Origin of the sequence: Streptomyces sp. NPDC001848 (assembly GCF_042891915.1) — a bacterium.
Classification (GTDB): Bacteria; Actinomycetota; Actinomycetes; order Streptomycetales; family Streptomycetaceae; genus Streptomyces.
Genome location: NZ_JBIATP010000012.1, coordinates 180,137 through 201,619 on the forward strand (window position 1 = coordinate 180,137; position 21,483 = coordinate 201,619).

The 21,483-nt window shown below is 71.0% G+C and carries 23 protein-coding genes and 1 pseudogene; 10 read left to right on the forward strand and 14 right to left on the reverse strand.

The genetic code is table 11. The annotated features are described in order from the left end of the window. Window positions 1–45 precede the first annotated feature (45 nt). The 7 genes from ACFYZJ_RS25135 (at window position 46) to ACFYZJ_RS25165 (ending at window position 8,195) form a co-directional block, all read left to right on the forward strand. The gene (locus ACFYZJ_RS25135; protein ID WP_388571507.1) at window positions 46–1,596 is read left to right on the forward strand and encodes a hypothetical protein; all 1,551 of its coding nucleotides are present in this window, start codon (window positions 46–48) and stop codon (window positions 1,594–1,596) included. A 156-nt stretch (window positions 1,597–1,752) separates the two neighbouring features. Continuing rightward, window positions 1,753–3,015 carry an AAA family ATPase gene (locus ACFYZJ_RS25140; RefSeq protein WP_388571675.1) on the forward strand — a complete coding sequence of 421 codons (1,263 nt, stop codon included), beginning with the start codon at window positions 1,753–1,755 and terminating at the stop codon, window positions 3,013–3,015. 143 nt (window positions 3,016–3,158) lie between these two features. Beyond that, complete coding sequence (locus ACFYZJ_RS25145) at window positions 3,159–4,403, forward strand: VWA-like domain-containing protein (RefSeq protein ID WP_388571677.1); 1,245 nt, start codon at window positions 3,159–3,161, stop codon at window positions 4,401–4,403. Then, window positions 4,363–5,145, forward strand: coding sequence for a DUF5753 domain-containing protein (locus ACFYZJ_RS25150; RefSeq protein WP_388571509.1), 783 nt, complete (start codon window positions 4,363–4,365; stop codon window positions 5,143–5,145). The genes ACFYZJ_RS25145 and ACFYZJ_RS25150 overlap by 41 nt, the downstream gene beginning before the upstream one ends. 8 nt (window positions 5,146–5,153) lie before the next feature. Beyond that, window positions 5,154–5,363, forward strand: coding sequence for a DUF397 domain-containing protein (locus ACFYZJ_RS25155; protein WP_388571510.1), 210 nt, complete (start codon window positions 5,154–5,156; stop codon window positions 5,361–5,363). Between the two features lie 87 nt (window positions 5,364–5,450). After that, window positions 5,451–6,398, forward strand: coding sequence for a hypothetical protein (locus ACFYZJ_RS25160; RefSeq protein ID WP_388571511.1), 948 nt, complete (start codon window positions 5,451–5,453; stop codon window positions 6,396–6,398). A 15-nt stretch (window positions 6,399–6,413) separates the two neighbouring features. After that, window positions 6,414–8,195, forward strand: coding sequence for a M16 family metallopeptidase (locus ACFYZJ_RS25165; RefSeq protein ID WP_388571513.1), 1,782 nt, complete (start codon window positions 6,414–6,416; stop codon window positions 8,193–8,195). Window positions 8,196–8,251: 56 nt separating this feature from the next. Here the strand turns inward: ACFYZJ_RS25165 and glmS are convergent, their stop codons facing one another. The 4 genes from glmS to ACFYZJ_RS25185 form a co-directional block, all read right to left on the reverse strand. Continuing rightward, window positions 8,252–10,099 carry a glutamine--fructose-6-phosphate transaminase (isomerizing) gene (gene glmS, locus ACFYZJ_RS25170; RefSeq protein WP_388571515.1) on the reverse strand — a complete coding sequence of 616 codons (1,848 nt, stop codon included), beginning with the start codon at window positions 10,097–10,099 and terminating at the stop codon, window positions 8,252–8,254. 109 nt (window positions 10,100–10,208) lie between these two features. Continuing rightward, complete coding sequence (locus ACFYZJ_RS25175; protein WP_388571517.1) at window positions 10,209–10,343, reverse strand: hypothetical protein; 135 nt, start codon at window positions 10,341–10,343, stop codon at window positions 10,209–10,211. Then, window positions 10,340–10,651, reverse strand: coding sequence for a hypothetical protein (locus ACFYZJ_RS25180; protein ID WP_388571518.1), 312 nt, complete (start codon window positions 10,649–10,651; stop codon window positions 10,340–10,342). Before ACFYZJ_RS25180 ends, ACFYZJ_RS25175 begins: the two co-directional genes overlap by 4 nt. After that, the gene (locus ACFYZJ_RS25185) at window positions 10,648–10,986 is read right to left on the reverse strand and encodes a hypothetical protein (protein WP_388571520.1); all 339 of its coding nucleotides are present in this window, start codon (window positions 10,984–10,986) and stop codon (window positions 10,648–10,650) included. The genes ACFYZJ_RS25180 and ACFYZJ_RS25185 overlap by 4 nt, the downstream gene beginning before the upstream one ends. Before the next feature lie 174 nt (window positions 10,987–11,160). Between ACFYZJ_RS25185 and coaA the strand changes: the two genes are divergently transcribed. After that, the gene (gene coaA / locus ACFYZJ_RS25190) at window positions 11,161–12,129 is read left to right on the forward strand and encodes a type I pantothenate kinase (RefSeq protein ID WP_388571522.1); all 969 of its coding nucleotides are present in this window, start codon (window positions 11,161–11,163) and stop codon (window positions 12,127–12,129) included. A gap of 16 nt (window positions 12,130–12,145) precedes the next feature. Continuing rightward, window positions 12,146–12,846, forward strand: a pseudogene (locus ACFYZJ_RS25195) (DUF389 domain-containing protein). On the opposite strand, the gene glmM reads toward ACFYZJ_RS25195, so the two are convergent. The 3 genes from glmM to rplM form a co-directional block, all read right to left on the reverse strand. Continuing rightward, the gene (gene glmM / locus ACFYZJ_RS25200; RefSeq protein WP_388571524.1) at window positions 12,843–14,201 is read right to left on the reverse strand and encodes a phosphoglucosamine mutase; all 1,359 of its coding nucleotides are present in this window, start codon (window positions 14,199–14,201) and stop codon (window positions 12,843–12,845) included. The pseudogene ACFYZJ_RS25195 and the gene glmM overlap by 4 nt on opposite strands. 341 nt (window positions 14,202–14,542) lie before the next feature. Continuing rightward, window positions 14,543–15,055, reverse strand: coding sequence for a 30S ribosomal protein S9 (gene rpsI / locus ACFYZJ_RS25205; RefSeq protein WP_103837531.1), 513 nt, complete (start codon window positions 15,053–15,055; stop codon window positions 14,543–14,545). Between the two features lie 42 nt (window positions 15,056–15,097). Beyond that, window positions 15,098–15,541, reverse strand: coding sequence for a 50S ribosomal protein L13 (gene rplM, locus ACFYZJ_RS25210; protein WP_103837532.1), 444 nt, complete (start codon window positions 15,539–15,541; stop codon window positions 15,098–15,100). 316 nt (window positions 15,542–15,857) lie between these two features. Between rplM and ACFYZJ_RS25215 the strand changes: the two genes are divergently transcribed. Beyond that, window positions 15,858–16,733, forward strand: coding sequence for a hypothetical protein (locus tag ACFYZJ_RS25215; protein WP_388571525.1), 876 nt, complete (start codon window positions 15,858–15,860; stop codon window positions 16,731–16,733). A gap of 45 nt (window positions 16,734–16,778) precedes the next feature. On the opposite strand, the gene truA is transcribed toward ACFYZJ_RS25215, so the two are convergent. From truA to infA, 7 genes are all read right to left on the reverse strand, one after another. After that, window positions 16,779–17,642: a tRNA pseudouridine(38-40) synthase TruA gene (truA, locus tag ACFYZJ_RS25220; protein WP_388571527.1), complete on the reverse strand. Its 864-nt coding sequence runs from the start codon at window positions 17,640–17,642 to the stop codon at window positions 16,779–16,781. Between the two features lie 73 nt (window positions 17,643–17,715). Continuing rightward, window positions 17,716–18,222: a 50S ribosomal protein L17 gene (rplQ, locus tag ACFYZJ_RS25225; protein ID WP_388571529.1), complete on the reverse strand. Its 507-nt coding sequence runs from the start codon at window positions 18,220–18,222 to the stop codon at window positions 17,716–17,718. A 160-nt stretch (window positions 18,223–18,382) separates the two neighbouring features. Beyond that, the gene (locus ACFYZJ_RS25230) at window positions 18,383–19,405 is read right to left on the reverse strand and encodes a DNA-directed RNA polymerase subunit alpha (RefSeq protein WP_003966937.1); all 1,023 of its coding nucleotides are present in this window, start codon (window positions 19,403–19,405) and stop codon (window positions 18,383–18,385) included. 146 nt (window positions 19,406–19,551) lie between these two features. Further along, the gene (gene rpsK / locus ACFYZJ_RS25235; RefSeq protein WP_003956432.1) at window positions 19,552–19,956 is read right to left on the reverse strand and encodes a 30S ribosomal protein S11; all 405 of its coding nucleotides are present in this window, start codon (window positions 19,954–19,956) and stop codon (window positions 19,552–19,554) included. Between the two features lie 65 nt (window positions 19,957–20,021). Then, window positions 20,022–20,402 carry a 30S ribosomal protein S13 gene (gene rpsM / locus ACFYZJ_RS25240; RefSeq protein ID WP_388571531.1) on the reverse strand — a complete coding sequence of 127 codons (381 nt, stop codon included), beginning with the start codon at window positions 20,400–20,402 and terminating at the stop codon, window positions 20,022–20,024. A gap of 198 nt (window positions 20,403–20,600) precedes the next feature. Beyond that, window positions 20,601–20,714: a 50S ribosomal protein L36 gene (gene rpmJ / locus ACFYZJ_RS25245; RefSeq protein WP_003998809.1), complete on the reverse strand. Its 114-nt coding sequence runs from the start codon at window positions 20,712–20,714 to the stop codon at window positions 20,601–20,603. Between the two features lie 62 nt (window positions 20,715–20,776). Next, window positions 20,777–20,998 carry a translation initiation factor IF-1 gene (gene infA / locus ACFYZJ_RS25250; protein WP_003948620.1) on the reverse strand — a complete coding sequence of 74 codons (222 nt, stop codon included), beginning with the start codon at window positions 20,996–20,998 and terminating at the stop codon, window positions 20,777–20,779. Window positions 20,999–21,483: the final 485 nt, after the last annotated feature.

Consider the following 21,483-nt stretch of genomic DNA (forward strand, 5'->3'; position numbering starts at 1 on the left):
CTCCTCGTACGGATTGGGGGAATCGTTCGCGCAAGGTGAGTGCTGATGGCACATCACATCGCGCACACGATTCCGTCCCGCCTGCTGATGTGGCAGCGCGTACGTGAGTACGCCGTGCCACCGTCCATGATCGAGGCCGCGACCGCACGGCGTGCGGTGGGTGACTGGGCGGGGGCGTGCGCCGCCGCCCGGATTCACGTCGATCTCGATCTGCGCGCCGTGCGCGACCGCCACGGCACCGATCTCCTCACCCGCCTCCGTGCGGATCTGCGTCGGCTTGCACCGGATCTGCTGCGCTGGCACATGCCCCGGATCGCCCCCGACGGGCGGCTCCGGCCCGGACTCACCGTCTCCCTGGCCCATTACCGGAGTTCCGGCACCACACCCTTGCAGCTGGTGGTACGCACGCCGCCGACCTGGGCGGACGCCGGACAGTGGATGTCCCTGGCCCTGTGGGAGGGGTCTGGGGACGGCACCACCACGCACCATCCGCGTCCGCCTTCACATCAGCACCCGCACCCGCATCCCGACCGGCGTTTCCGGCTCGACTTGCACCGCCATCTCTGGGACTCCGCGCGGAGCGGCGAACTGGCGCGGCGGTGCGGAGCGGCGGCCGGGGCCCCGTCCATGGCTCCGCCGGACCGGCCCCACGCACCCGGGCCGCCGTTCCTGCCGGCGCCACCGGGCCCGCCTGAGCGGCCCGGCCTGCTGGAGTGGTCGGACCTGCCCGCCGTCAACGATTCCACGTGGGCTGTGGCGAGTTGGGCCGCAGAGGCGGAGTTGCTGTTGCGGTCCCAGGGGCGTCCCCGCGGGGCCTTCACCGTGCGGCTCGGTCCCCGGAGGCGTGCCGTACTCGAACTCGTCGCCCCCGACGACAGCCATGCCCCGACGTTCCGGCCGCTTCGGGAGGTCTTGCCGCCGCAAGAAGTGGCGGCGCTCCCGGTGCTACCGGAAGCGGCGGCCCGGGTCCTTCCGGATCTGGAGCTGCTGAGGGCCGGGCTGACGGCGGCCGAGCGGCTGCATCCGCTCGTCGCCGCAGCACTGGGGGCGCCCGGCTCAGCACCGGTGGCCGATCGCGCCTTCGAGCCCGGCGATCCACACCGGGTGGAATGCCGGGGCGAGGTCCATCGGATCGCGCTGCGGAACGGAGTGCTGACGGCGGTCGACCACGATCCGGCCCAACTGCGCCGCGAAGAGCTGCTGGTGGCGCTCGGCGGGCCGGCGCTGCCGTGCCTGCGGGCGATCGACGCCGTGCATCGCAGCCCGGAGGCACTGCCTGCGGTTCGGGAGCGGCTCAACCACGGTGACGCCGTCGGGGCGCTTGCCGTGGTCGAAGGGTTGCTCGGTCCGGGTGCGGTCCTGCGCGAGGGGCCACTCCGGGAGGAACTGGAGTCGGCCGTGGCCCGCCGCATCGACCACGGGCTGTTCCGCTCGGGCCTGGTCAGCGTGCACCCCGGTGCCGTCGGTGGCGGGGACGCCTCGGGCACAGGGCGCACGGAGGCGGGCCACCGCCCCCGGATCGAGCGTCGTACGCCTCCCGAAACGCGCCGCAAGCGGAGCAGCCGGGCCCGGCCCCGCACCGGACTGGCCCGCTGACCGGCTGCCCCCGCCCACCTCCCGCTCCCCCATTGCGCAATGCGCGCCGCGCGCTCCCACGACATCCGGGACGGGACCTCCCGTTCCCTTGTCCGACCCAAGGTGATGCCCATGACCTCCAGCACCGTCCTGCCCGCCCGACCCCCGGCCGCCGGCATGCCCTCACCCACCCCCGCCGACGCATCCGGAACCGGCGCACAACTCGCCCTCGCCGACGACCTTCTGGCCCTCCTGCGGACGACCACCACCGAACCGCGCCCCGACGAGCAGCTCGAAGCGCTCACCCTGGCCGTCGCGGCCGACCTGCCCGTGCTCCTCTGGGGCGAGCCGGGCATCGGCAAGACCGCGGCCCTGACGCAGCTCGCCACCTCCCTCGACCTGCCGCTGACGACCGTGATCGCCAGCGTCCACGAGCCGTCCGACTTCTCGGGGCTGCCCATCGTGGGCGACGACCCGGCGAGGCAGGGGGTGCCGATGGCGCCGCCGCAGTGGGCCGTGGAACTCGTACGGGCCGGGCGGGGGCTGCTCTTCCTCGACGAACTCTCCACCGCCACACCGGCCGTCCAGGCCGCACTGCTCCGAGTGGTCCTTGAGCGGAGGGTCGGTGCGCTGCGCCTGCCGCCGGGGGTGCGGATCGTGGCCGCCGCCAATCCGCGCGCGTCGGCGGCGGACGGATGGGAGCTGAGCCCGCCGCTGGCCAACCGCTTCGTGCACCTGCACTGGGTGCACGACCGGGAGGTGGTGGTACGCGGGCTGGGCGGGGTCTGGCCCCGGGCCGAGCTGCCCCCGCTGGCGCCGGAGCGGCTGGCGGAGGCAGTGGCCTTCGCCCGGCGCGCGGTCTGCGGCTTCCTGAAAGCCCGGCCGACGCTGATCCACCGGCTGCCGGGCGACGAGACACGGCGCGGCGGTGCCTGGCCCTCGCCCCGGAGCTGGGAGGCCGCGTTGACCCTGCTGGCCTTCGGCACGGCGGCCTCCGTCTCCCGGGAGGTGCTGGCGCTGCTGGTGCGGGGGGCGGTGGGGGACGGGCCGGGGCTCGAACTCCTCGCCCATCTCGACCGGATGGACCTGCCGGACCCGGAGTCGCTGCTGGCCGATCCGGCGTCCGCCGAGCTGCCCGCGCGGGGTGATCTGCGTCAGGCGGCCCTGGAGGCGGTGGTGGCTGCCGTCGGGGCACGGCCGGAGCGGGAGCGGTGGGAGGCGGGCTGGGCGGTGCTGGTCCGGGCGCTGGAGACCGGCGCCCCGGACCTGCTGGTCGCCCCCGCGACGACGCTGGCCGCGCTGCGGCGCGACGACTGGGAGGTGCCGGAGGCGGTGGAGCGGCTGGCCGGAGTGGTCGGTCTCGCCCGGCGGGCGGACCGGTCGGTGGGGCGGGCCACGGCACCGGCCGACGCCGGGCGTGCGACGGGGGCGCGCCGATGACGGGGGCCGCGAAGCGCCCGGAGGGGCGCCCGCTGCCGCGCCCGATGCCCCGGCCCGCGCCGCCGCGTCCGGTGCGGGCCACGGTGCCGAGCCCGCCGGCCGGATCCGGCGGGCCGTCCGGCCGGCCCGGGCTCCCGCTGGACATGGACAAACTGCTGGCCGCCCGGCTGCACGCGGTGAAGGTCCGTCCCTACCTGGCCGACGCGCTCTTCGCGCTGCACGTGGTGGAGGACCGGTCGGTGCCGACGATGGCGGTGGACGCGCACTGGCGCTGCTACGTCTCCCCCGGCTTCGTGGCGCGCACCCCGGTGGAGGAGCTGGCGGGCGTCTGGGTGCACGAGGTCTCGCATCTCCTCCGCGACCACCACGGGCGTGGTGAGCGGTATGCGCGGGAGCACGAGGAGCACGGGCCGGGCGAGCGAAGCGAGACGGAAGGCCTCGCGGCCGAAGACTGGGGGAGGCTGCGGCGGAACATCGCCGCCGACTTCGAGATCAACGACGACATCTACGGTGACGGTCTGCCTCTGCCTACCGGAGCCGTGCTGCCCTCGCTCTTGCGGCTGCCCGACGGGCTGCTGATGGAGGAGTACCTGCGGACGGCGTCGATGTCCGGGCTCGCCGCGGACCTGGCCTGGCTGGACTGCGGGAGCGGTGCCGACGGGCAGGACCGGCCGTGGGAGCTGGGACCCGACGGGGCACACGGGCTGAGCAGACAGCAGCGGGACGCGGTCCGCTTCCGGGTCGCGGAGGGGATCAAGGGCCGACCGGGCGACGCGCCCGAGGGGTGGCGCCGATGGGCGGTCGAGGCGTTCCATCCGCCACAGCCGTGGCGGCAGTTGCTGGGAGCGGCGGTCCGCTCGGCGGCGGGTGCGCCGGGAGTGGGCGAGAACCACAGCTACCGGCGTCCGTCCCGGCGCTCGGCCGCCGTCCCGGGGGTACTGCTGCCGAGCCTGCGCCGCACGCCGCCCCGGGTCTGCGTCGTGATCGACACCTCCGGGTCGGTGAGCGACGCGGAGCTGGGCAGCGCGCTGCTGGAGGTGGCGGCGATCTCACGGGCGGTGGGCGGGCGGCGCGACCTGGTCTCGGTGATCTCCTGCGACGCGGCGGCCGGGGTCGCCGTGCCGCTCTGCCGCGCCGAGAACATCGAACTGGTCGGCGGTGGGGGAACGGATCTGCGCTCCGGTTTCGCCCGGGCCCTCCGCTCCCGGCCCCGCCCGGACGTGATCGTCGCCCTGACGGACGGCCAGACGCCGTGGCCTTCCGCGCAGCCACCCTGCCGCACCGTCGTCGGCCTCTTCCCCCGCCCCGCCCGCGCCGTGGACGAGGACAACCCCGACTACGTCCCGGATGCTCCGCCACCCTGGGCGCGTGTCGTCACCATCGGCTGAGAGGGCGACAGGAGCGCGGCGTGTTCCGCGGGATCCCCCACGGCGGGACCCCTCCTGCGGAGCGGTCACGGGGCAGGTGGTTGATCCCCGCAGGTGCGACACATTTCCCGGATGTGTCGCAGTTCGGCCGGTGGACCGTCGCCGGGTGAGGGCGACACGCATTACGGGCGTCCGGGTGAACCTGCTCCCCCGGCTCCCTACGACAGGTCGTCAGCGAGTAGTCCCCAGCGCACGATCCTTGCAGGATCACGCGACCGGGCTTCAGACCGCGGACTACGCTCGCGCCGTCTTCTCCTACCGGGTCCCAGAACCGAGTGAAGACGAGGTTGAGTTGCGTGTCGATCACCGCATGCAACGGAAGGTCACTATCCAAGGCCCCAACCCGATCCCGTACAGGGCCGTGAGCCACGAGGCAGCCCTGCGTATCCGAGCCAGCGACAGCGCTGCGTCACAGGCGCAGCTGACTCAGATCCTGGAGCTGTCCGAAGCCGAGCACATCACCGTGCGCGTCATTCCCTTCGATCTGGAGGGATTCGCCGGTGCCCTGAGCGGCATGGCGTACGCGGGCGCCACTGTCCCTAAACTCGACACGATTGTCTGTGACTCGCCGATCGGAGCCGAGTACATCCACTCGGAGGCCGAGCTGGAGGGCTTTCGGACACTCTTCCAATGGTTGGAGTCCGCGTCCCTTGACACTGGCAAGTCACGGGATCTCATTCGCCGTTTGGCAAGGGAGATGTGAGGCTTGCCATGACCACCTCCGACAACTGGCAGAAATCCTCTTACTCAGGCTTCGGCGATGGCAACGACTGCGTAGAGGTCGCAACCGTCCCCACTCGCGTTGCCGTCCGCGACTCCAAAACCCCGACCCGAGCCACCCTCTCCTTCCCCACCGCCGCCTTCACCACCTTCGTCGAAGCCCTCAAAACCGAGTCCCCTCACGTCACAGCTGCCTGCTAGCCTGCGCAGGCTCGAACACGCGCCCTAAAGGAACAGTCGGCGCGCCGCGCAGTCGAGCGCATCCGGAGTCGCCAGGGGGGCGGACGCATGAGCAGTACCAGTACGGCGTTGGAGCCGGTGACCGACCCGTTCGACGCGCTGCCCGAGCTCGCCCCGCTGCGTGCCGCCGCGCGGGCCGGTGACTGGGCGGCCACCCAGGACTTCTTCACCGGGCTCGACTCCGTCGACAAGGTCTCCTTCGCCGTCGGTGCCCTCGCCGACATCGACGGGACCGAGGAGTACCTGGAGAAGGCCGCGGCGGCCCTGCCCGGCAACCCGCTGCCGGCCACACTGCTCGCCGAGCGGTACATCCGCATCGGCTGGGGCATCCGCAGCGCCGCCCGTGCCAAGCACGTCTCGCGGGAGCAGTTCGACCAGTTCCACGCCTGGCTGCGCAAGGCCGAGCAGCTGCTGATCGAGGTGTGCGCGGAGCAGCCCGGGTACGCCCCCGCCTGGAGCGCCCGGCTGCTGACGGCTCGGGGGCTGGAGCTGGGGCAGTCCGAGGCCCGGCGCCGCTACGACCGGCTGTCGGCCCATCATCCGCACCACTTCCGTGCGCAGTCGCAGTTGCTGCAGCAGCTGTGCCCCAAGTGGGGCGGGTCGTGGGAGGCCTCGCACGGCTTCGCCCAGGAGTGCGCGAGCGCCGCGCCGGACGGCTCGCACGCCGGGGTCCTGGTCGCCGAGGCCCACATCGAACACTGGCTGGAGCTGGACGGGAGCGAGGCCGCGGCCTACATGCGCGGCCTGCCCGTCCGCGACGACCTGCGCCACGCCGCCCAGGTGTCCGTGCTGCACCCGGACTACCGCCCGGGCTGGCACTGGATCACCGGGCACAGCGCCTTCGCCCTGGCGTTCTCGCTCGGCGGCCACCTCGAGGACGCCGCCCGGCACTTCGCCGCCCTGGGCAACACGGCCTCCAGGTCCTCGTGGCAGTACCTGGGCGACTGGAAGAGCCGGTTCGCGAAGTACCGCACGGCCGCGCTGGCGACGCTCTGAGGGGGAGACGGACAGATGACCACGCACGACGCGACCATGAGACCCGAGACCGCGGACCTCACCGGACTCGCCGCCCTCGACGGCCTGGTCGCCCACACCACCGTCCAGGGCATCCCCGTGCTGTACGCCCCGCGCGCCGGCGACATCACCGCCGGTCTCTTCTTCCGGGTGGGGCGTGCCGACGAGACCCTGGCCACGTCCGGCGTCACCCACCTCGTCGAACACCTCGCCCTGCACCGCCTGGGCATGTCCGACGGCCACTACAACGGCGCCACGGCGAACACGTACACCCTCTTCCACGTCACCGGCGGCGAGGACGAGGTCGTCGCCTACCTCAACGACGTCTGCGCGGCCCTGCGCGACCTGCCGCTGGACCGTCTGGAGACGGAGAAGGAGATCCTCCGCACGGAGGCCGCGAGCCGCCCGAGCGGCGTCAACTCCCAGATGCCGCTGTGGCGTTACGGCGCCCAGGGCCACGGACTGTCCAGCTACGAGGAACTCGGCACCTGGGGGCTGACGGCCGAGCAGGTACGCAACTGGGCCGAGACCCGCTTCACCCGGGACAACGCCGTGCTGTGGATCACCAGCGACCGCGTACCGGACGGCCTGGACCTCACCCTGCCCGCCGGCCGGCGCATCCCGGCTCCGGCCGCGTCCAGCGCGCTGCCCGTCACACCCGCCTACATCCGCGGCGACGACGGCCACGTCGTCTTCAACGCCGTACTGCGCCGCTCCACCCCGGCCGCCGTCTTCGCCGACGTCCTGGGCCGCGCCCTGTTCCGGGACCTGCGCCAGGAGGGCGGCTACTCGTACACGGCGGAGGCCGACTACACCCCGCGTGACGCCGACTTCGCCACCCTCACCGCGTACGCCGACGCGTTGCCCCGGAAGCAGGCTGCGGTCGTCGGCGGGTTCGTCGACACGTTCGCCCGCCTGTGTGCGGGCCGTATCGAGCAGGCCGAACTGGACTCCGCACGCGGCAAGATGCTCAAGCAGTACGAGACTCCCGACCTCGGCGCCGCGCTGCTGCCGTCGTACGCGCTCAGCCTGCTGCTCGGCCACCGGATCCTCTCCCCCGAGCAGCTCAAGGCCGAGTTGGCGGCGGTCACGGTCGCGGACCTGCGCGAGGTCGCCCGCGCGGCCTGGGACGACGGCCTGCTGCAGGTGCCCACCCGGGGCGCCGACTGGGCCGGCTTCACGCCCGCCCCGCAGTACTCGTCGTCCGCGGTCACCGGTACCCGGCATCCGTCACTGGAGGACGACGGTGTCACGCTCGTCATCGGCACCGAGGGCGTGAGCCTGCTGCTGCCGGGCGGCCCGGTCACCGTGCGGTACGACGCCTGCGCCGCGATGACCACCCGCCTTGACGGGGCCCGCGTCCTGACCGGCCTGGACGGCTTCCGGGTCGCCGTCGAACCGACCCTGTTCCAGGACGTCACGGCCGAGCGGATCGCGGCACTGGACGCGGCCGTCCCCGCCGCCGCGGTCGTCCCCCTGCCGGCCCGTGATCCGGGACAGATCCCGCAGCCGCGCAAGCGGGAGACCCGGGAGACCACCGTGCGGACGGCCCGGGGCGGTGACGGCAGGAAGGCGGCGCCGCGGCGGTGGCCCGTCGGGCTGGTCCTCATGGTGGCGTTGGACGTGGTGTTCGGGCTGGGGCTGCTGTTCGCCGTCGTCCGCCTGTCCGACGAGGAGCATCCGGCGTGGAGCATCCTCGCCCGCGCGGTCCTGCCGGCCGCGGTGCTGATCCGCTACACCCACCGGGCCTACCGCCGCGCGCGGCTCGCCCGCGGCTGACCAGGGGCCCTGCCACCCCGGTCCGGCACCCGGATCCGGGGTGGCGCCCACGCGATCTACTCCACCGTCACCGACTTCGCCAGGTTCCGCGGCTGGTCCACCTCGTTGCCCCGGGCTGTCGCCAGCTCGCAGGCGAAGACCTGCAACGGCACGGTCGCGACCAGCGGCTGGAGCAGGGTCGGTGTCGCCGGGATGCTGATCAGGTGGTCGGCGTACGGGACGACCGCCTCGTCGCCCTCCTCCGCGATCACGATCGTGCGCGCACCCCGCGCCCGGATCTCCTGGATGTTGGAGACGATCTTGTCGTGCAGGACCGAGCGTCCGCGTGGCGAGGGCACCACCACGACCACCGGCAGGTCCTCCTCGATCAGCGCGATCGGCCCGTGCTTCAGCTCCCCCGCGGCGAAGCCCTCGGCGTGCATGTACGCCAGTTCCTTGAGCTTGAGGGCGCCTTCCAGGGCGACCGGGTAGCCGACGTGCCGGCCCAGGAACAGCACCGTGTTCTTGTCGGCGAGGGAGCGCGCCAGCCGCCGTACCGGCTCCATGGTCTCCAGGACCCGCTCGACCTCGTCGGAGATCCTCGACAGGTCGCGGATGACGTCCTGGATCTCGTCGCCCCACTTGGTGCCGCGTACCTGGCCCAGGTACAGGGCCACCAGGTAGCAGGCCACGAGCTGCGTCAGGAACGCCTTCGTGGACGCGACCGCGACCTCCGGCCCCGCATGCGTGTACAGGACCGCGTCCGACTCCCGCGGAATCGTCGAGCCGTTGGTGTTGCAGATCGCCAGCACCTTGGAGCCCTGCTCGCGGGCGTGGCGCAGGGCCATCAGGGTGTCCATGGTCTCGCCGGACTGGGAGATGGCGATGACCAGGGTCCGCGGGTCCAGGATGGGGTCGCGGTAGCGGAACTCACTGGCCAGTTCGACCTCGCAGGGGATCCGCGTCCAGTGCTCGATGGCGTACTTGGCGATCAGCCCGGCGTGGAAGGCGGTCCCGCAGGCCACGATCACGACCTTGTCGACCTCGCGCAGTTCGGCGGGCGAGATCCGCAGTTCGTCCAGGCGCAGTGAGCCGGAGGCGTCGATACGGCCGAGGAGCGTGTCGGCGACGGCCTTGGGCTGCTCGGCGATCTCCTTGAGCATGAAGTAGTCGTAGCCGCCCTTCTCGGCGGCCGAGGCGTCCCAGTCGACGTGGTACGAGTGCACGTCGGCGGGCCGACCGTCGAAGCCGGTGACCGTCACGCCGTCGCGGCGCAGTTCCACCACCTGGTCCTGGCCCAGCTCGATCGCGGAGCGGGTGTGGGCGATGAACGCGGCCACGTCGGAGGCGAGGAAGGCCTCGCCTTCGCCGACGCCGACCACGAGGGGCGAGTTGCGGCGTGCGCCGACGACCACGTCCGGCTCGTCGGCGTGCACCGCGACCAGCGTGAACGCGCCCTCCAGCCGCCTGCACACGAGCCGCATCGACTCCGCGAGGTCCGCGGTCGCGGAGAACTCCTCGGCGAGCAGGTGGGCGACGACCTCGGTGTCCGTCTCGGAGGCGAGGGTGTGTCCCCGCTCCTCCAGCTCGGCGCGCAGCAGCGCGAAGTTCTCGATGATCCCGTTGTGGACGACGGCGACGCGGCCCGCGTTGTCGAGGTGCGGATGCGCGTTCGGGTCGTTCGGGGCGCCGTGGGTGGCCCACCGGGTGTGCCCGATGCCCGTTGTGCCGGTCGGCAGCGGCCGGTCGACCAGTTCCTTCTCCAGGTTGACCAGCTTCCCGGCCTTCTTCGCGGCGGCCAGTCCGCCGTCCGCGAGCACGGCGACACCCGCCGAGTCGTAGCCCCGGTACTCCAGCCGCTTCAGCCCGGCCATGACGACGTCGAGTGCCGACTGCGATCCCACGTAACCCACGATTCCGCACATGATCCGCAGCCTACGGTCCGACGGCGGCCGATACCTGCCTGCGCGTGCCCGAAATCGGAAATTCCCACCGGGGTACGAACGCCCCCGGTGGGCTGGTTCCCGCGACGGCTCAGCCGAGCTTGGCGAGCTGGGCGTCGACGATCTCCGTGGGGAAGTCGAAGTCCTTGCCCGTGGCGGGCGAGGCGAGGTCGATGGCCGGGAAGTACGCGAGGGTGGCGCCCTTGCGGACGACGACGCCCTTCACCGGGGCCTTGATGCCCTCATCGCGTCCACCAGGCTGGTCAGGGCCGGCGCCTCGTCGGCGCCCTGCGGCGCGGCGGTGACGGTGACCTTGCCGACCTTGGTCTTGTCGCTCCCGACGGTGAAGGCGAAGCCGCCGGCGCACTTCGTCGCGGCCGTCTTCAGGTCGGCGAAGGCCTTCGCCGCGCCGCCGTCCTCGTAGGAGGCCAGCGTGATCACGACCTTGGCCCGGTCGAGGGCTGCGAGGATGGCGTCCTCGGCACTCCTTCCCGCGGTGGGCTTCTTCGCCTCACCCGTCCACTGCCGCTTCACGGTGGCCGAGGGCTTGCCGACGTAGGAGCCGACCTGGAGGTGGGCGAGCGGCGTGCAGGCCGCGTCGTCCGTCTTCGCCTTGTCCTCGCGATGTCGTCCTTCGCCGGCACCTTGGTGACGAGCTTCCCGCTCGTGACGTCCGCCTGCGTGAGCGCGGCCCTCTCCAACCCGGCGGCGCCCAGCGCCTTGGCGGGAGCGGCGGAGGCCGTCTTGTCCGCCTGGGCGGACTTGCTGTCGCCGGCCCTGCCGTCGCTGTCGCTGTCGCCGGAGCCGCCGCAGGCGGTGGCGAGGAGAGCGAGGGCGGCGGCCGACGCGGCGAGGGCGGTGCGACGCACGGCGACGCCGTGACGCGGACGTGATCTTCATCCGGAGCCTCGGAGTCCCCGACACGGGGCCCGCACGCCGAGAGTGCGGGCCCTTGAGCGTGCCCTGCGCCCACGTGACGCAGCCCACCCCCCACCCCGTTCAAACTCCGTTAACAATGGACTGTGATCTCTCCGGTCTCCTCGATGCCCCGGAGCGCCCACCGGCCCAGGCCGGAGGCGACTCCCTACGTGGACCTCACCCGTGCCGAGTGGAGTGCGCTGCGCGACAAGACGCCGCTGCCGCTGACCGCCGAGGAGGTCGAGAAGCTGCGCGGTCTCGGTGACGTCATCGACCTCGACGAGGTACGGGACATCTATCTGCCGCTGTCCCGGCTGCTCAACCTGTACGTGAAGGCCACGGACGGCCTGCGCGGCGCCCTGAACACCTTCCTCGGGGAGCAGGGCTCCCAGGCCGGCACCCCGTTCGTGATAGGGGTGGCCGGCTCCGTCGCCGTCGGGAAGTCCACCGTGTCCCGTCTCCTCCAAGCCCTCCTCTCCCGCTGGCCGGAACACCCACGCGTCGAACTGGTGACCACTGACGGCTTCCTGCTGCCCACCAAGGAACTGCGGGCCCGGGGCCTGATGTCGCGCAAGGGCTTCCCCGAGTCGTACGACCGCCGCGCGCTCACCCGTTTCGTCGCCGACATCAAGGCCGGCAAGGACGAGGTCACCGCGCCCGTCTACTCCCACCTGATCTACGACATCGTCCCGGGCCGGAAGCTCACCGTGCGTCGCCCGGACATCCTGATCGTCGAGGGCCTGAACGTCCTGCAGCCCGCCCTGCCCGGCAAGGACGGCCGCACCCGGGTCGGTCTCGCGGACTACTTCGACTTCAGCGTGTACGTCGACGCCCGCACCGAGGACATCGAGCAGTGGTACCTCAACCGGTTCCGCAAGCTGCGCGACACCGCCTTCCAGGACCCGTCCTCGTACTTCCGCAAGTACACCCAGGTCGCCGAGGAGGAGGCCCTCGACTACGCCCGCACGATGTGGCGCACCATCAACAAACCGAACCTGGTGGAGAACATCGCCCCCACCCGCGGGCGCGCCACCCTGGTGCTGCGCAAGGGCCCGGACCACAAGGTGCAGCGGCTGAGCCTGCGGAAACTGTGACGGCTACCCTGCGGGCATGTCGCATCTGCGCCTGATCACCCGGCCGAGCGGACGGCGGAGGTGGTGCGTCTGATCGAAAGGACGGTCGGCACCACGCACCTCGTCGTCATACCGGGTGCCGCCCGCAACCCGGCCGGGGACGTCGTGCTGTGCGACGTCGCACGGGAGGCCGCGGACGAACTCCTCAGCGCACTCCAGGAATTGGGCCTCGAAAGCACCGGGTCCATCGCGGTCGAGACCATCGACCTGTCGCTGTCCAAGCGCGGAGAAAGCCGAGGCGGAGGCGCCGGGCGAGGGCGCGGACGCGGTGGCTTCGCGCTGGCGATGGCGGTGACGGTCGGCTTCAGTCTCTTCATGGACGCGGTCGGCCTGTTCCGCAGGGGGAAGCTGGAGGGCGCGCGGCCCAACACCAGCTTCGTCTACGCCCCCGACGCGTTCTCGTTCGTCGTGGCCGTGCTCGCCGGAGCGGCCGGCACGCTCTCGCTGACGTCGGCCAAGTCCGGTGCCCTCGTCGGCGTCGCCGTCTCCGTGACGACCGTCCCGGCCGCCGCCGACGCGGCCGTGGCACTGGCCTACGGGGACACCCGGCAGACGGCCGGCTCGACGGTTCAGCTCCTGCTGAACCTGCTCGGCATCGTGCTCGCCGGCACGCCCACCCCGCTGGCCCAGAAGTGGTTCTGGGCGAGGCAGCGCGAGCGTGCCACGAAAACCGGTTAGCCGAGCGCCGACTTCACCGCATCGGCCAGCCGCCCGGCCACCGACCGCGCCTGGTCGATGTCCGCGGCCTCGACCATGACCCGTACCAGGGGCTCGGTGCCCGACGGCCGCAGCAGCACCCGCCCGGTCGCGCCCAGCTCCCGCTCCGCCTCGGTCACGGCGGCGGCCAGGTCCGGGGACGAGCCGACCCGGGACCTGTCCACGTCCGGCACGTTCACCAGCACCTGCGGCAGCCGCTCCATCACGGAGGCCAGCTCGCGCAGCGTACGGCCGGTCTCGGCGACCCGAGCGGCCAGCATCAGACCGGTCAGCGTGCCGTCACCGGTGGTGGCGTGGTCGAGGATGATGACGTGGCCGGACTGCTCGCCGCCGAGCGCGTAGCCCTTCTCCTTCATCTCCTCCAGCACGTACCGGTCGCCGACCGCGGTCTGCACCAGCTGGATGCCCTCGCGCTCCATGGCCAGCTTGAAGCCCAGGTTGGACATGACCGTCGCGACGACGGTGTCGGAGCGCAGCGCCGAACGTTCCCGCATCGCCAGCGCGAGCACGGCGAGGATCTGGTCGCCGTCCACCTCCTCGCCGGTGTGGTCCACGGCGAGGCAGCGGTCGGCGTCGCCGTCGTGCGCGATGCCGAAGTCGGCGCCGTGCTCGACGACGGCCGCCTTGAGCTTGTCCAGGTGGGTGGAGCCGCAGCCGTCGTTGATGTTGAGGCCGTCCGGCTCCGCGCCGATGGTGACGATCTCGGCGCCCGCGCGGGCGAACGCCTCGGGCGAGACCCGGGAGGCGGCGCCGTGCGCCTCGTCGAGGACGATCTTGAGTCCGTCCAGACGGTTCGGCAGGACGCCCAGGAGATGGGCCACGTACTGGTCGAAGCCCTCGCGGTACGACGTCACACGGCCGACCCCGGCCCCGGTGGGCCGGTCCCAGGGGGCGCCGGTGCGGTGCTCCTCGTACACGGCCTCGATCTTGTCCTCCAGGTCGTCGGCGAGCTTGTGGCCGCCGCGGGCGAAGAACTTGACGCCGTTGTCGGGCATGGCGTTGTGGCTGGCGGAGAGCATCACGCCGAGGTCCGCACCGAGCGCGCCCGTCAGGTACGCGACGGCCGGGGTGGGCAGCACGCCGACCCGCAGCACGTCCACGCCCGCGCTCGCGAGACCGGCGACCACGGCGGCTTCCAGGAACTCCCCGGACGCGCGCGGGTCCCGTCCGACCACCGCCTTCGGCTTGTGGCCCTCGAACGTGCCCGCCTCGGCCAGTACGTGCGCCGCCGCGACGGACAGGCCGAGCGCCATCTCGGCCGTGAGATCCGCGTTGGCGACACCGCGCACGCCGTCCGTGCCGAAGAGTCGTCCCACTGTGGTGTCCTCCGAACTTGCTGCGAATGTGCGGCTCATGCCGAGTGACCGGACAGGAGCGGAATACGTACGTCCAGCCGACGTAATACCGTCGACGCGATCCCGCCGACACGGTCCCGCTGTCACACGTCCCGTCGACCCCCGTACCGCGGCCCTGTCCTGTATGGCTTCCCCGGAGCCCCCGCCAGGACTGTCGGGATTGCTCCATAAGCTCCAAAAGCCGGTGATAAGCACCGTCCCCCGTTAAACGAACCGCCCCGGCGGCACGGAACGTGCCGCCGGGGCGATGCGTGCATGCGCACAGCAGGCAGGGGGTCGCCCGCTGTGACCAGCGGACGCGACTAGCGCTTGCTGTACTGCGGAGCCTTGCGGGCCTTCTTCAGACCGGCCTTCTTGCGCTCAACCGCACGGTCGTCGCGACGCAGGAAGCCGGCCTTCTTCAGCGGGCCGCGGTTGTTGTCGACGTCCGCCTCGTTCAGGGCGCGGGCGACACCGAGACGGAGCGCACCGGCCTGACCGGAGACGCCGCCACCCGCGATACGGGCGATGACGTCGTAGCGGCCCTCGAGCTCGAGCACCTTGAAGGGCTCGTTGACCTCCTGCTGGTGCACCTTGTTCGGGAAGTAGTCCTCGAGCGTGCGCCCGTTGATCTTCCACTTGCCGGTGCCCGGGACGATCCGGACGCGGGCGATGGCGTTCTTGCGGCGGCCCAGGCCGGCGGCCGGCTGGGGCTCACCGAAGCGGGAGGCGAGGGACTCGGAGGTGTACTCACCCTCCAGCGGGACCTCGGTCTCGGTGGTGTAGCTGTCGATGTCAAGCTCTTCGAGCGGCTGCTCGGCAGTGGTCTCGGCCACGATTCTCCTCAGATTCTCTTCAGTCTTAGGGGGTGGCCGGACTTACTGCGCGACCTGGGTGATCTCGAACGGCACCGGCTGCTGGGCAGCGTGCGGGTGCTGGTCACCCTTGTAGACCTTCAGCTTCGAGAGCATCTGACGGCCCAGGGAGTTCTTGGGGAGCATGCCCTTGACGGCCTTCTCGATGGCCTTCTCGGGGTTGTTCGCCAGCAGGTCGTCGTAGCGGACCGAGCGCAGACCACCCGGGTAGCCGGAGTGGCGGTACGCCATCTTCTGGGTCCGCTTGTTACCGGACAGGTGGACCTTGTCCGCGTTGATGATGATGACGAAGTCACCCGCGTCCACGTGGGGCGCGTAGATGGGCTTGTGCTTGCCGCGCAGGAGCGTGGCAGCGGTGGAGGCGAGACGGCCCAGGACGACGTCCTGCGCGTCAATGACGTGCCACTGACGCGTCACATCGCCGGGCTTGGGGCTGTACGTACGCACGGTTCGTAGCCTTCGCTTCTTCAGTGAGGTTCCTGACAAGGTCACCGAAGACGATCACGACAGCCCTGACCGCACAGCGGTGACGCAAGCCGCGTGCTGGTCGCTGGTCATCGGCCCGGTGGACCGGTGTAAGGGCCCCTCACGTGAGAATGAGCAAGCCAATACACACAACGAACAGCCAGGATAACGGCGCCCATGAGAAGGGTCAAAACGGGGACGTCGCCGCGACGGCGCCCCGGAGCCGGTGACTGTGCCGTTGCTGTAGGGGTTACCGAACGGGAACAAGCGTGCCCGTGGCCCGTCTAAGATGCGCCGCATGAGTTATGGGCAGGGGGAGCCCCAGTGGGATCCCTGGAAACCGAGTTCCCAGCAACCCCAGTGGGGCAGTCAGAGCGGTTCGCCGGACTGGGCCGCGCTCGCCGAGGCCTCGGAGGCCCGCAACAGGCGCCGCCGGCTGCTGATGATCGTCGGCGGTGCCCTGGCCACGGTCGGGGTCGGTGCCGCCGTAGCCGTGGCGGTGGTGTCCGCGAACGGCGGCAGCGAGGCCTCCAACAGGCCGGCCAGTGCCCTGCCCAGCACCGCGAACATCCCCAGTGCGAGCGCCGACGCCGCCCCGTCCTTCGCGCCGACCTCGGCCCCGCCGCCGCTGAACCCGATGGACTTCATATCCAGCGCCAAGAAGGACACGGCCCCCATCAGCGCGGACACGCTGTTCCCCGGCACCCAGCTGACCATGGGCACGAACGTCTACAAGAAGGGTCCCACCGCCTCCACCACGAACTGCGCGTCGGCCGTCCAGGGCACCCTGCCCGCGGTGCTCAGCAAGAACGACTGCACCCGCCTCATCCGCGCCACCTACAGCAAGGACGGCGTCGCGGTCACGGTCGGCGTCGCCCTGTTCGACACCGCGGCCAAGGCCACGAAGGCCAGGCAGGAGGCGGACGCCAAGAGCATCCTCACCTCGCTGACCGGCAAGGGCGTGCCGCCGTTCTGCCGTACGACCATCTGCCGCTCGACCACCAACTCCTACGGCCGCTACGCGTACTTCACGATCGCCGGGTTCACCAACGGCAAGGACGTGACGACCAAGGACGTCAAGGTCTTCCAGGCCGGCGACGACCTGGCCGAGTTCGCGTTCCGCCAGATCCGCCGCCGCGGCGAGGCACAGGCGTCGGCGGCGGCGAACCGGTAGCCGGGGCCGCGCCCCGGCCACCGCGCTTCCGCGGCAGTGGTCGACCTAACAGGCGTCGCACCCTGCCGTGCCGGGCAGCGACCGCTTGTTGCGCGCCGCCCGGTTCCGCTCGGCGAGCAGTTCGTCCGCCGGGTAGCCGACCTCCTCCAGGGTCAGCCCGTGCGGTCGTACGACGTGCACCGCGGAGTCCCGCACCCCGGCGGCCAGCACCTTGGCGGGCCAGTCGGGCGGGCGGTGGCCGTCGCCGACGAAGAGCAGGGCGCCGATGAGCGAACGCACCATGTTGTGGCAGAAGGCGTCCGCGCGGACCGTGGCGGTGATGATCCCGTCCGCTCCGCGCACCAGGCTCAGCTCCTGCAGCGTGCGGATGGTGGTCGCGCCTTCCCTCTTCTTGCAGTAGGCCGCGAAGTCGTGCTCCCCCAGCAGCCCGCGGGCCGCCTCGTTCATGGCGTCGACGTCCAGGGGCCAGTCGTGCCACAGGACGTGGTGGCGCAGCAGCGGATCGACACCTCCCGGGTTGTCGGTGACCCGGTAGGCGTAGCGGCGCCAGATCGCCGAGAAGCGGGCGTTGAAGCCGCTGGGAGCTTCCCGCAGGGCCCACACCCTGACGTCCCTCGGCAGCCGTCCTGCGAGCCGCTTGAGCAGCTTCCCACGGTGTTCGCCCCACACCTGCAGCGGCAGGTCGACATGGGCGACCTGCCCCCGGGCGTGCACCCCGGCGTCGGTCCGCCCGGCGACGGTCAGCTCGTAGGTCTCCGCGGAGCGGGTGACGGTACGCAGGGCGTCCTCGATCTCCCCCTGGACGGTCCGCCTGCCGCCGGCCTGCTTGGCCCAGCCGTGGAAGTCGGTGCCGTCGTAGGACAGGTCGAGGCGGATGCGGACGTAACCGGGCTGTACTTCGTCACTCACGTGGGCATCCTCTCAGGTACGCGAAAGCGGGCCCGCCCGGCAAGGGCGGACCCGCTCAGCGCGAGGTGGAACCTCAGGCGTCCTTCGACTCCTCGGCAGCGGCCTCCTCGGCCGGCGCCTCGGTGGTCTCGTCGGCCTTCGTCTCCTCAGCCTTGGCCTCGGACTCCTTGACGGCACGCTTGGTCGCCGCCTCGGCCTCGCCGACCGCCTTCTGCTGCACCGTCAGCGCCTCGACCAGCTCGATGACGGCCATGGGCGCGTTGTCGCCACGGCGGTTACCGATCTTGGTGATGCGGGTGTAACCACCCGGACGGTTCTCGTAGCGCGGGCCGATCTCGGTGAAGAGCGTGTGGACGACGCTCTTGTCCGTGATGACCTGGAGCACCTGGCGGCGGTTGTGAAGGTCGCCCTTCTTCGCCTTGGTGATCAGACGCTCGGCGTACGGGCGCAGGCGGCGGGCCTTCGCCTCGGTGGTGGTGATACGGCCGTGCTCGAACAGCGACCTCGCGAGGTTGGCGAGGATGTGCTTCTCGTGCGCGGCACTGCCGCCCAGACGGGCACCCTTGGTGGGCTTCGGCATGGTTCTTCTCCTGTGTGTCTGCCCCGGCCGTGTCAGGTACCGGAGTCAGTATCCGAGCAGGCGGTCGCCTGTCGGAGACCCGCGCCCCATAGGGGCGCGGGGAACTGCGCGACCAGCCACAACCGGCCCGCAGACACAGTACGGCCTCCTCGCGGAGCGCTCAGTACTGCTCGGTCTCGACGAACCCGGCGTCCGCGTCGTCGTCCGCACCAAAGGCGTCCGCAGCCGCGGTCGGGTCGAATCCAGGCGGGCTGTCCTTGAGCGCCAGGCCCATGCCGGCCAGCTTCGCCTTGACCTCGTCGATCGACTTCGCACCGAAGTTGCGGATGTCGAGGAGGTCGGCCTCGGAGCGGGCGACGAGCTCACCCACGGAGTGGATGCCCTCACGCTTGAGGCAGTTGTACGACCGAACGGTGAGCTCCAGCTCCTCGATCGGAAGGGCCAGGTCCGCAGCGAGCGCAGCGTCCGTCGGGGACGGGCCCATGTCGATGCCCTCGGCGTCGATGTTCAGCTCGCGGGCCAGACCGAACAGCTCGACCAGGGTCTTGCCGGCCGACGCCATGGCGTCCCGCGGACGCATGGCCTGCTTGGTCTCGACGTCGACGATCAGCTTGTCGAAGTCGGTGCGCTGCTCGACACGGGTGGCCTCGACCTTGTACGTGACCTTCAGCACGGGGCTGTAGATCGAGTCGACCGGGATACGGCCGATCTCCTGGCCCACCTGCTTGTTCTGCACGGCGGAGACGTAACCACGGCCACGCTCGACCGTGAGCTCCATCTCCAGCTTGCCCTTGCCGTTGAGCGTGGCGAGGACCAGGTCGGGGTTGTGCACCTCGACACCGGCCGGGGGCGCGATGTCGGCGGCGGTGACCAGACCCGGGCCCTGCTTGCGCAGGTACATCACGACCGGCTCGTCGTGCTCCGAGGAGACGACCAGCTGCTTGATGTTGAGGATCAGGTCGGTGACGTCCTCCTTGACGCCCGGCACGGTGGTGAACTCGTGCAGGACGCCGTCGATGCGGATGCTGGTGACAGCAGCGCCGGGGATCGACGACAGGAGCGTACGGCGGAGGGAGTTGCCGAGGGTGTAGCCGAAGCCCGGCTCCAGCGGCTCGATCACGAACCGGGAGCGGAACTCGTCGACGACCTCTTCGGTCAACGAGGGACGCTGAGCGATCAGCATGTGTGGATCAGATCCTTCAGTCGGGGGCGCCCGCTATATGACGCCCGACCACACCGCACCCGGAGGGGTGCGGGTACTGCAAGGGTACGGGCGGTACGGCCCGGAACGGGACCGTACCGCCCGAATCCTCGAAGCCGGGCCCTGCCTCAGACGCGGCGGCGCTTCGGCGGGCGGCAGCCGTTGTGCGGGGTCGGGGTGACGTCCTGGATGGAGCCGACCTCGAGGCCCGTGGCCTGCAGGGAGCGGATCGCGGTCTCACGACCGGAGCCCGGGCCCTTGACGAACACGTCGACCTTGCGCATGCCGTGCTCCTGGGCGCGGCGGGCGGCCGACTCGGCGGCCATCTGCGCGGCGAACGGCGTGGACTTCCGGGAGCCCTTGAAGCCGACGTGGCCGGCGGAGGCCCAGGAGATCACGTTGCCGGACGGGTCGGTGATCGAAACGATGGTGTTGTTGAACGTGCTCTTGATGTGCGCGTGGCCGTGAGCGACGTTCTTCTTTTCCTTGCGGCGCACCTTCTTGGCAGCGCCCTGACGTCCCTTGGGGGGCATCCTTTAACTCCTACGGGAGGTGGTCGGTCCTACAGCGAAGACCGTGGACAGGTGTCCGCTGCGGACTACTTCTTGCCCGGCTTCTTCTTGCCGGCGATGGCGCGACGCGGGCCCTTGCGGGTACGGGCGTTGGTGCTGGTGCGCTGGCCACGGACGGGCAGACCACGGCGGTGACGCAGACCCTGGTAGGTGCCGATCTCGACCTTGCGGCGGATGTCGGCCTGGATCTCGCGACGGAGGTCACCCTCGGTCTTGATGTTGTTGTCGACGTACTCGCGGATCGCGACCAGTTGCTCCTCGGTGAGGTCGCGAACACGGGTGTTCGGGTCCACACCGGTGGCAGCCAGCGTCTGCTTCGAGAGGGTCCGGCCGATGCCGAACACGTAGGTGAGGGCGATCTCCACGCGCTTTTCGCGCGGGATGTCGACACCGGAAACGCGTGCCATTCAATGGCTCCTGGTGATCTTCGGAGGTCTTCCACAGAACCGGTTCCCAGCCGCCGTGTCAGGTACGAACTGGGTCCCCGGCCTCCGAACCGGGGGTGTCAAGCCGCCTCGACGGCTTGGGCCCTGCGTATGAACATATTCAGCTCGCGTCGCGCGAAACTCTGCGATAGCGGTGCAGAGGGTGCGGTCGTTCGTGCGTCAGCCCTGGCGCTGCTTGTGGCGCGGGTTCTCGCAGATGACCATGACCCGGCCGTGACGGCGGATCACCCTGCACTTGTCGCAGATCTTCTTGACGCTCGGCTTGACCTTCATGGGATGTGAGGTTCTCCGGGTCAGTTGCCGGCGGCCCCGCTCACGCGGGACGTGGGCAAGATCTACTTGTACCGGTAGACGATCCGGCCACGCGTCAGGTCGTACGGAGACAACTCCACCACGACCCGGTCGTCAGGGAGGATGCGGATGTAGTGCATACGCATCTTGCCGCTGATGTGTGCCAGGACCTGGTGGCCGTTCTGGAGCTCGACCTTGAACATGGCGTTCGGAAGAGACTCGACGACAGTGCCCTCGATCTCGATGGCACCTTGCTTCTTGGCCACGCTTCGCCCTTCGAATCGACTACCTTGATCGACTCCTGGTGCGCCTTACGCGTGCATGCGGACATGCGGGTGCACAAGAGCCGACGAGTCAGTCTACGTCAGCGCACCCGGAAAGACGAATCGCGAAAGTCTGCCCCATCGGGGTGATCGATAAGCCCAAGGAACCGTTCCTTGACCGGCGTCAGGCCAGCGGGTCCGGCGCCGCCGTGATCCCGTACTCGGCCGGCTTCGCCTTGCCCCCGGCCTCTCCTCGACGCCGCTCTCGCGGGCTCGGCGCCTCGGGCGCCTCACAAGCTTCGAGCGGCTGCGCCGGCCTCCGACCGGCGGTCGTGGGTCCGGACGGCGTCAGCCCAGCGGGTCCGGCGCCGCCGTGATCCCGTACTCGGCCAGCTTCGCCTTGCCCCCGGCCTCTCCTCGACGCCGCTCTCGCGGGCTCGGCGCCTCGGGCGCCTCACAAGCTTCGAGCGGCTGCGCCGGCCTCCGAC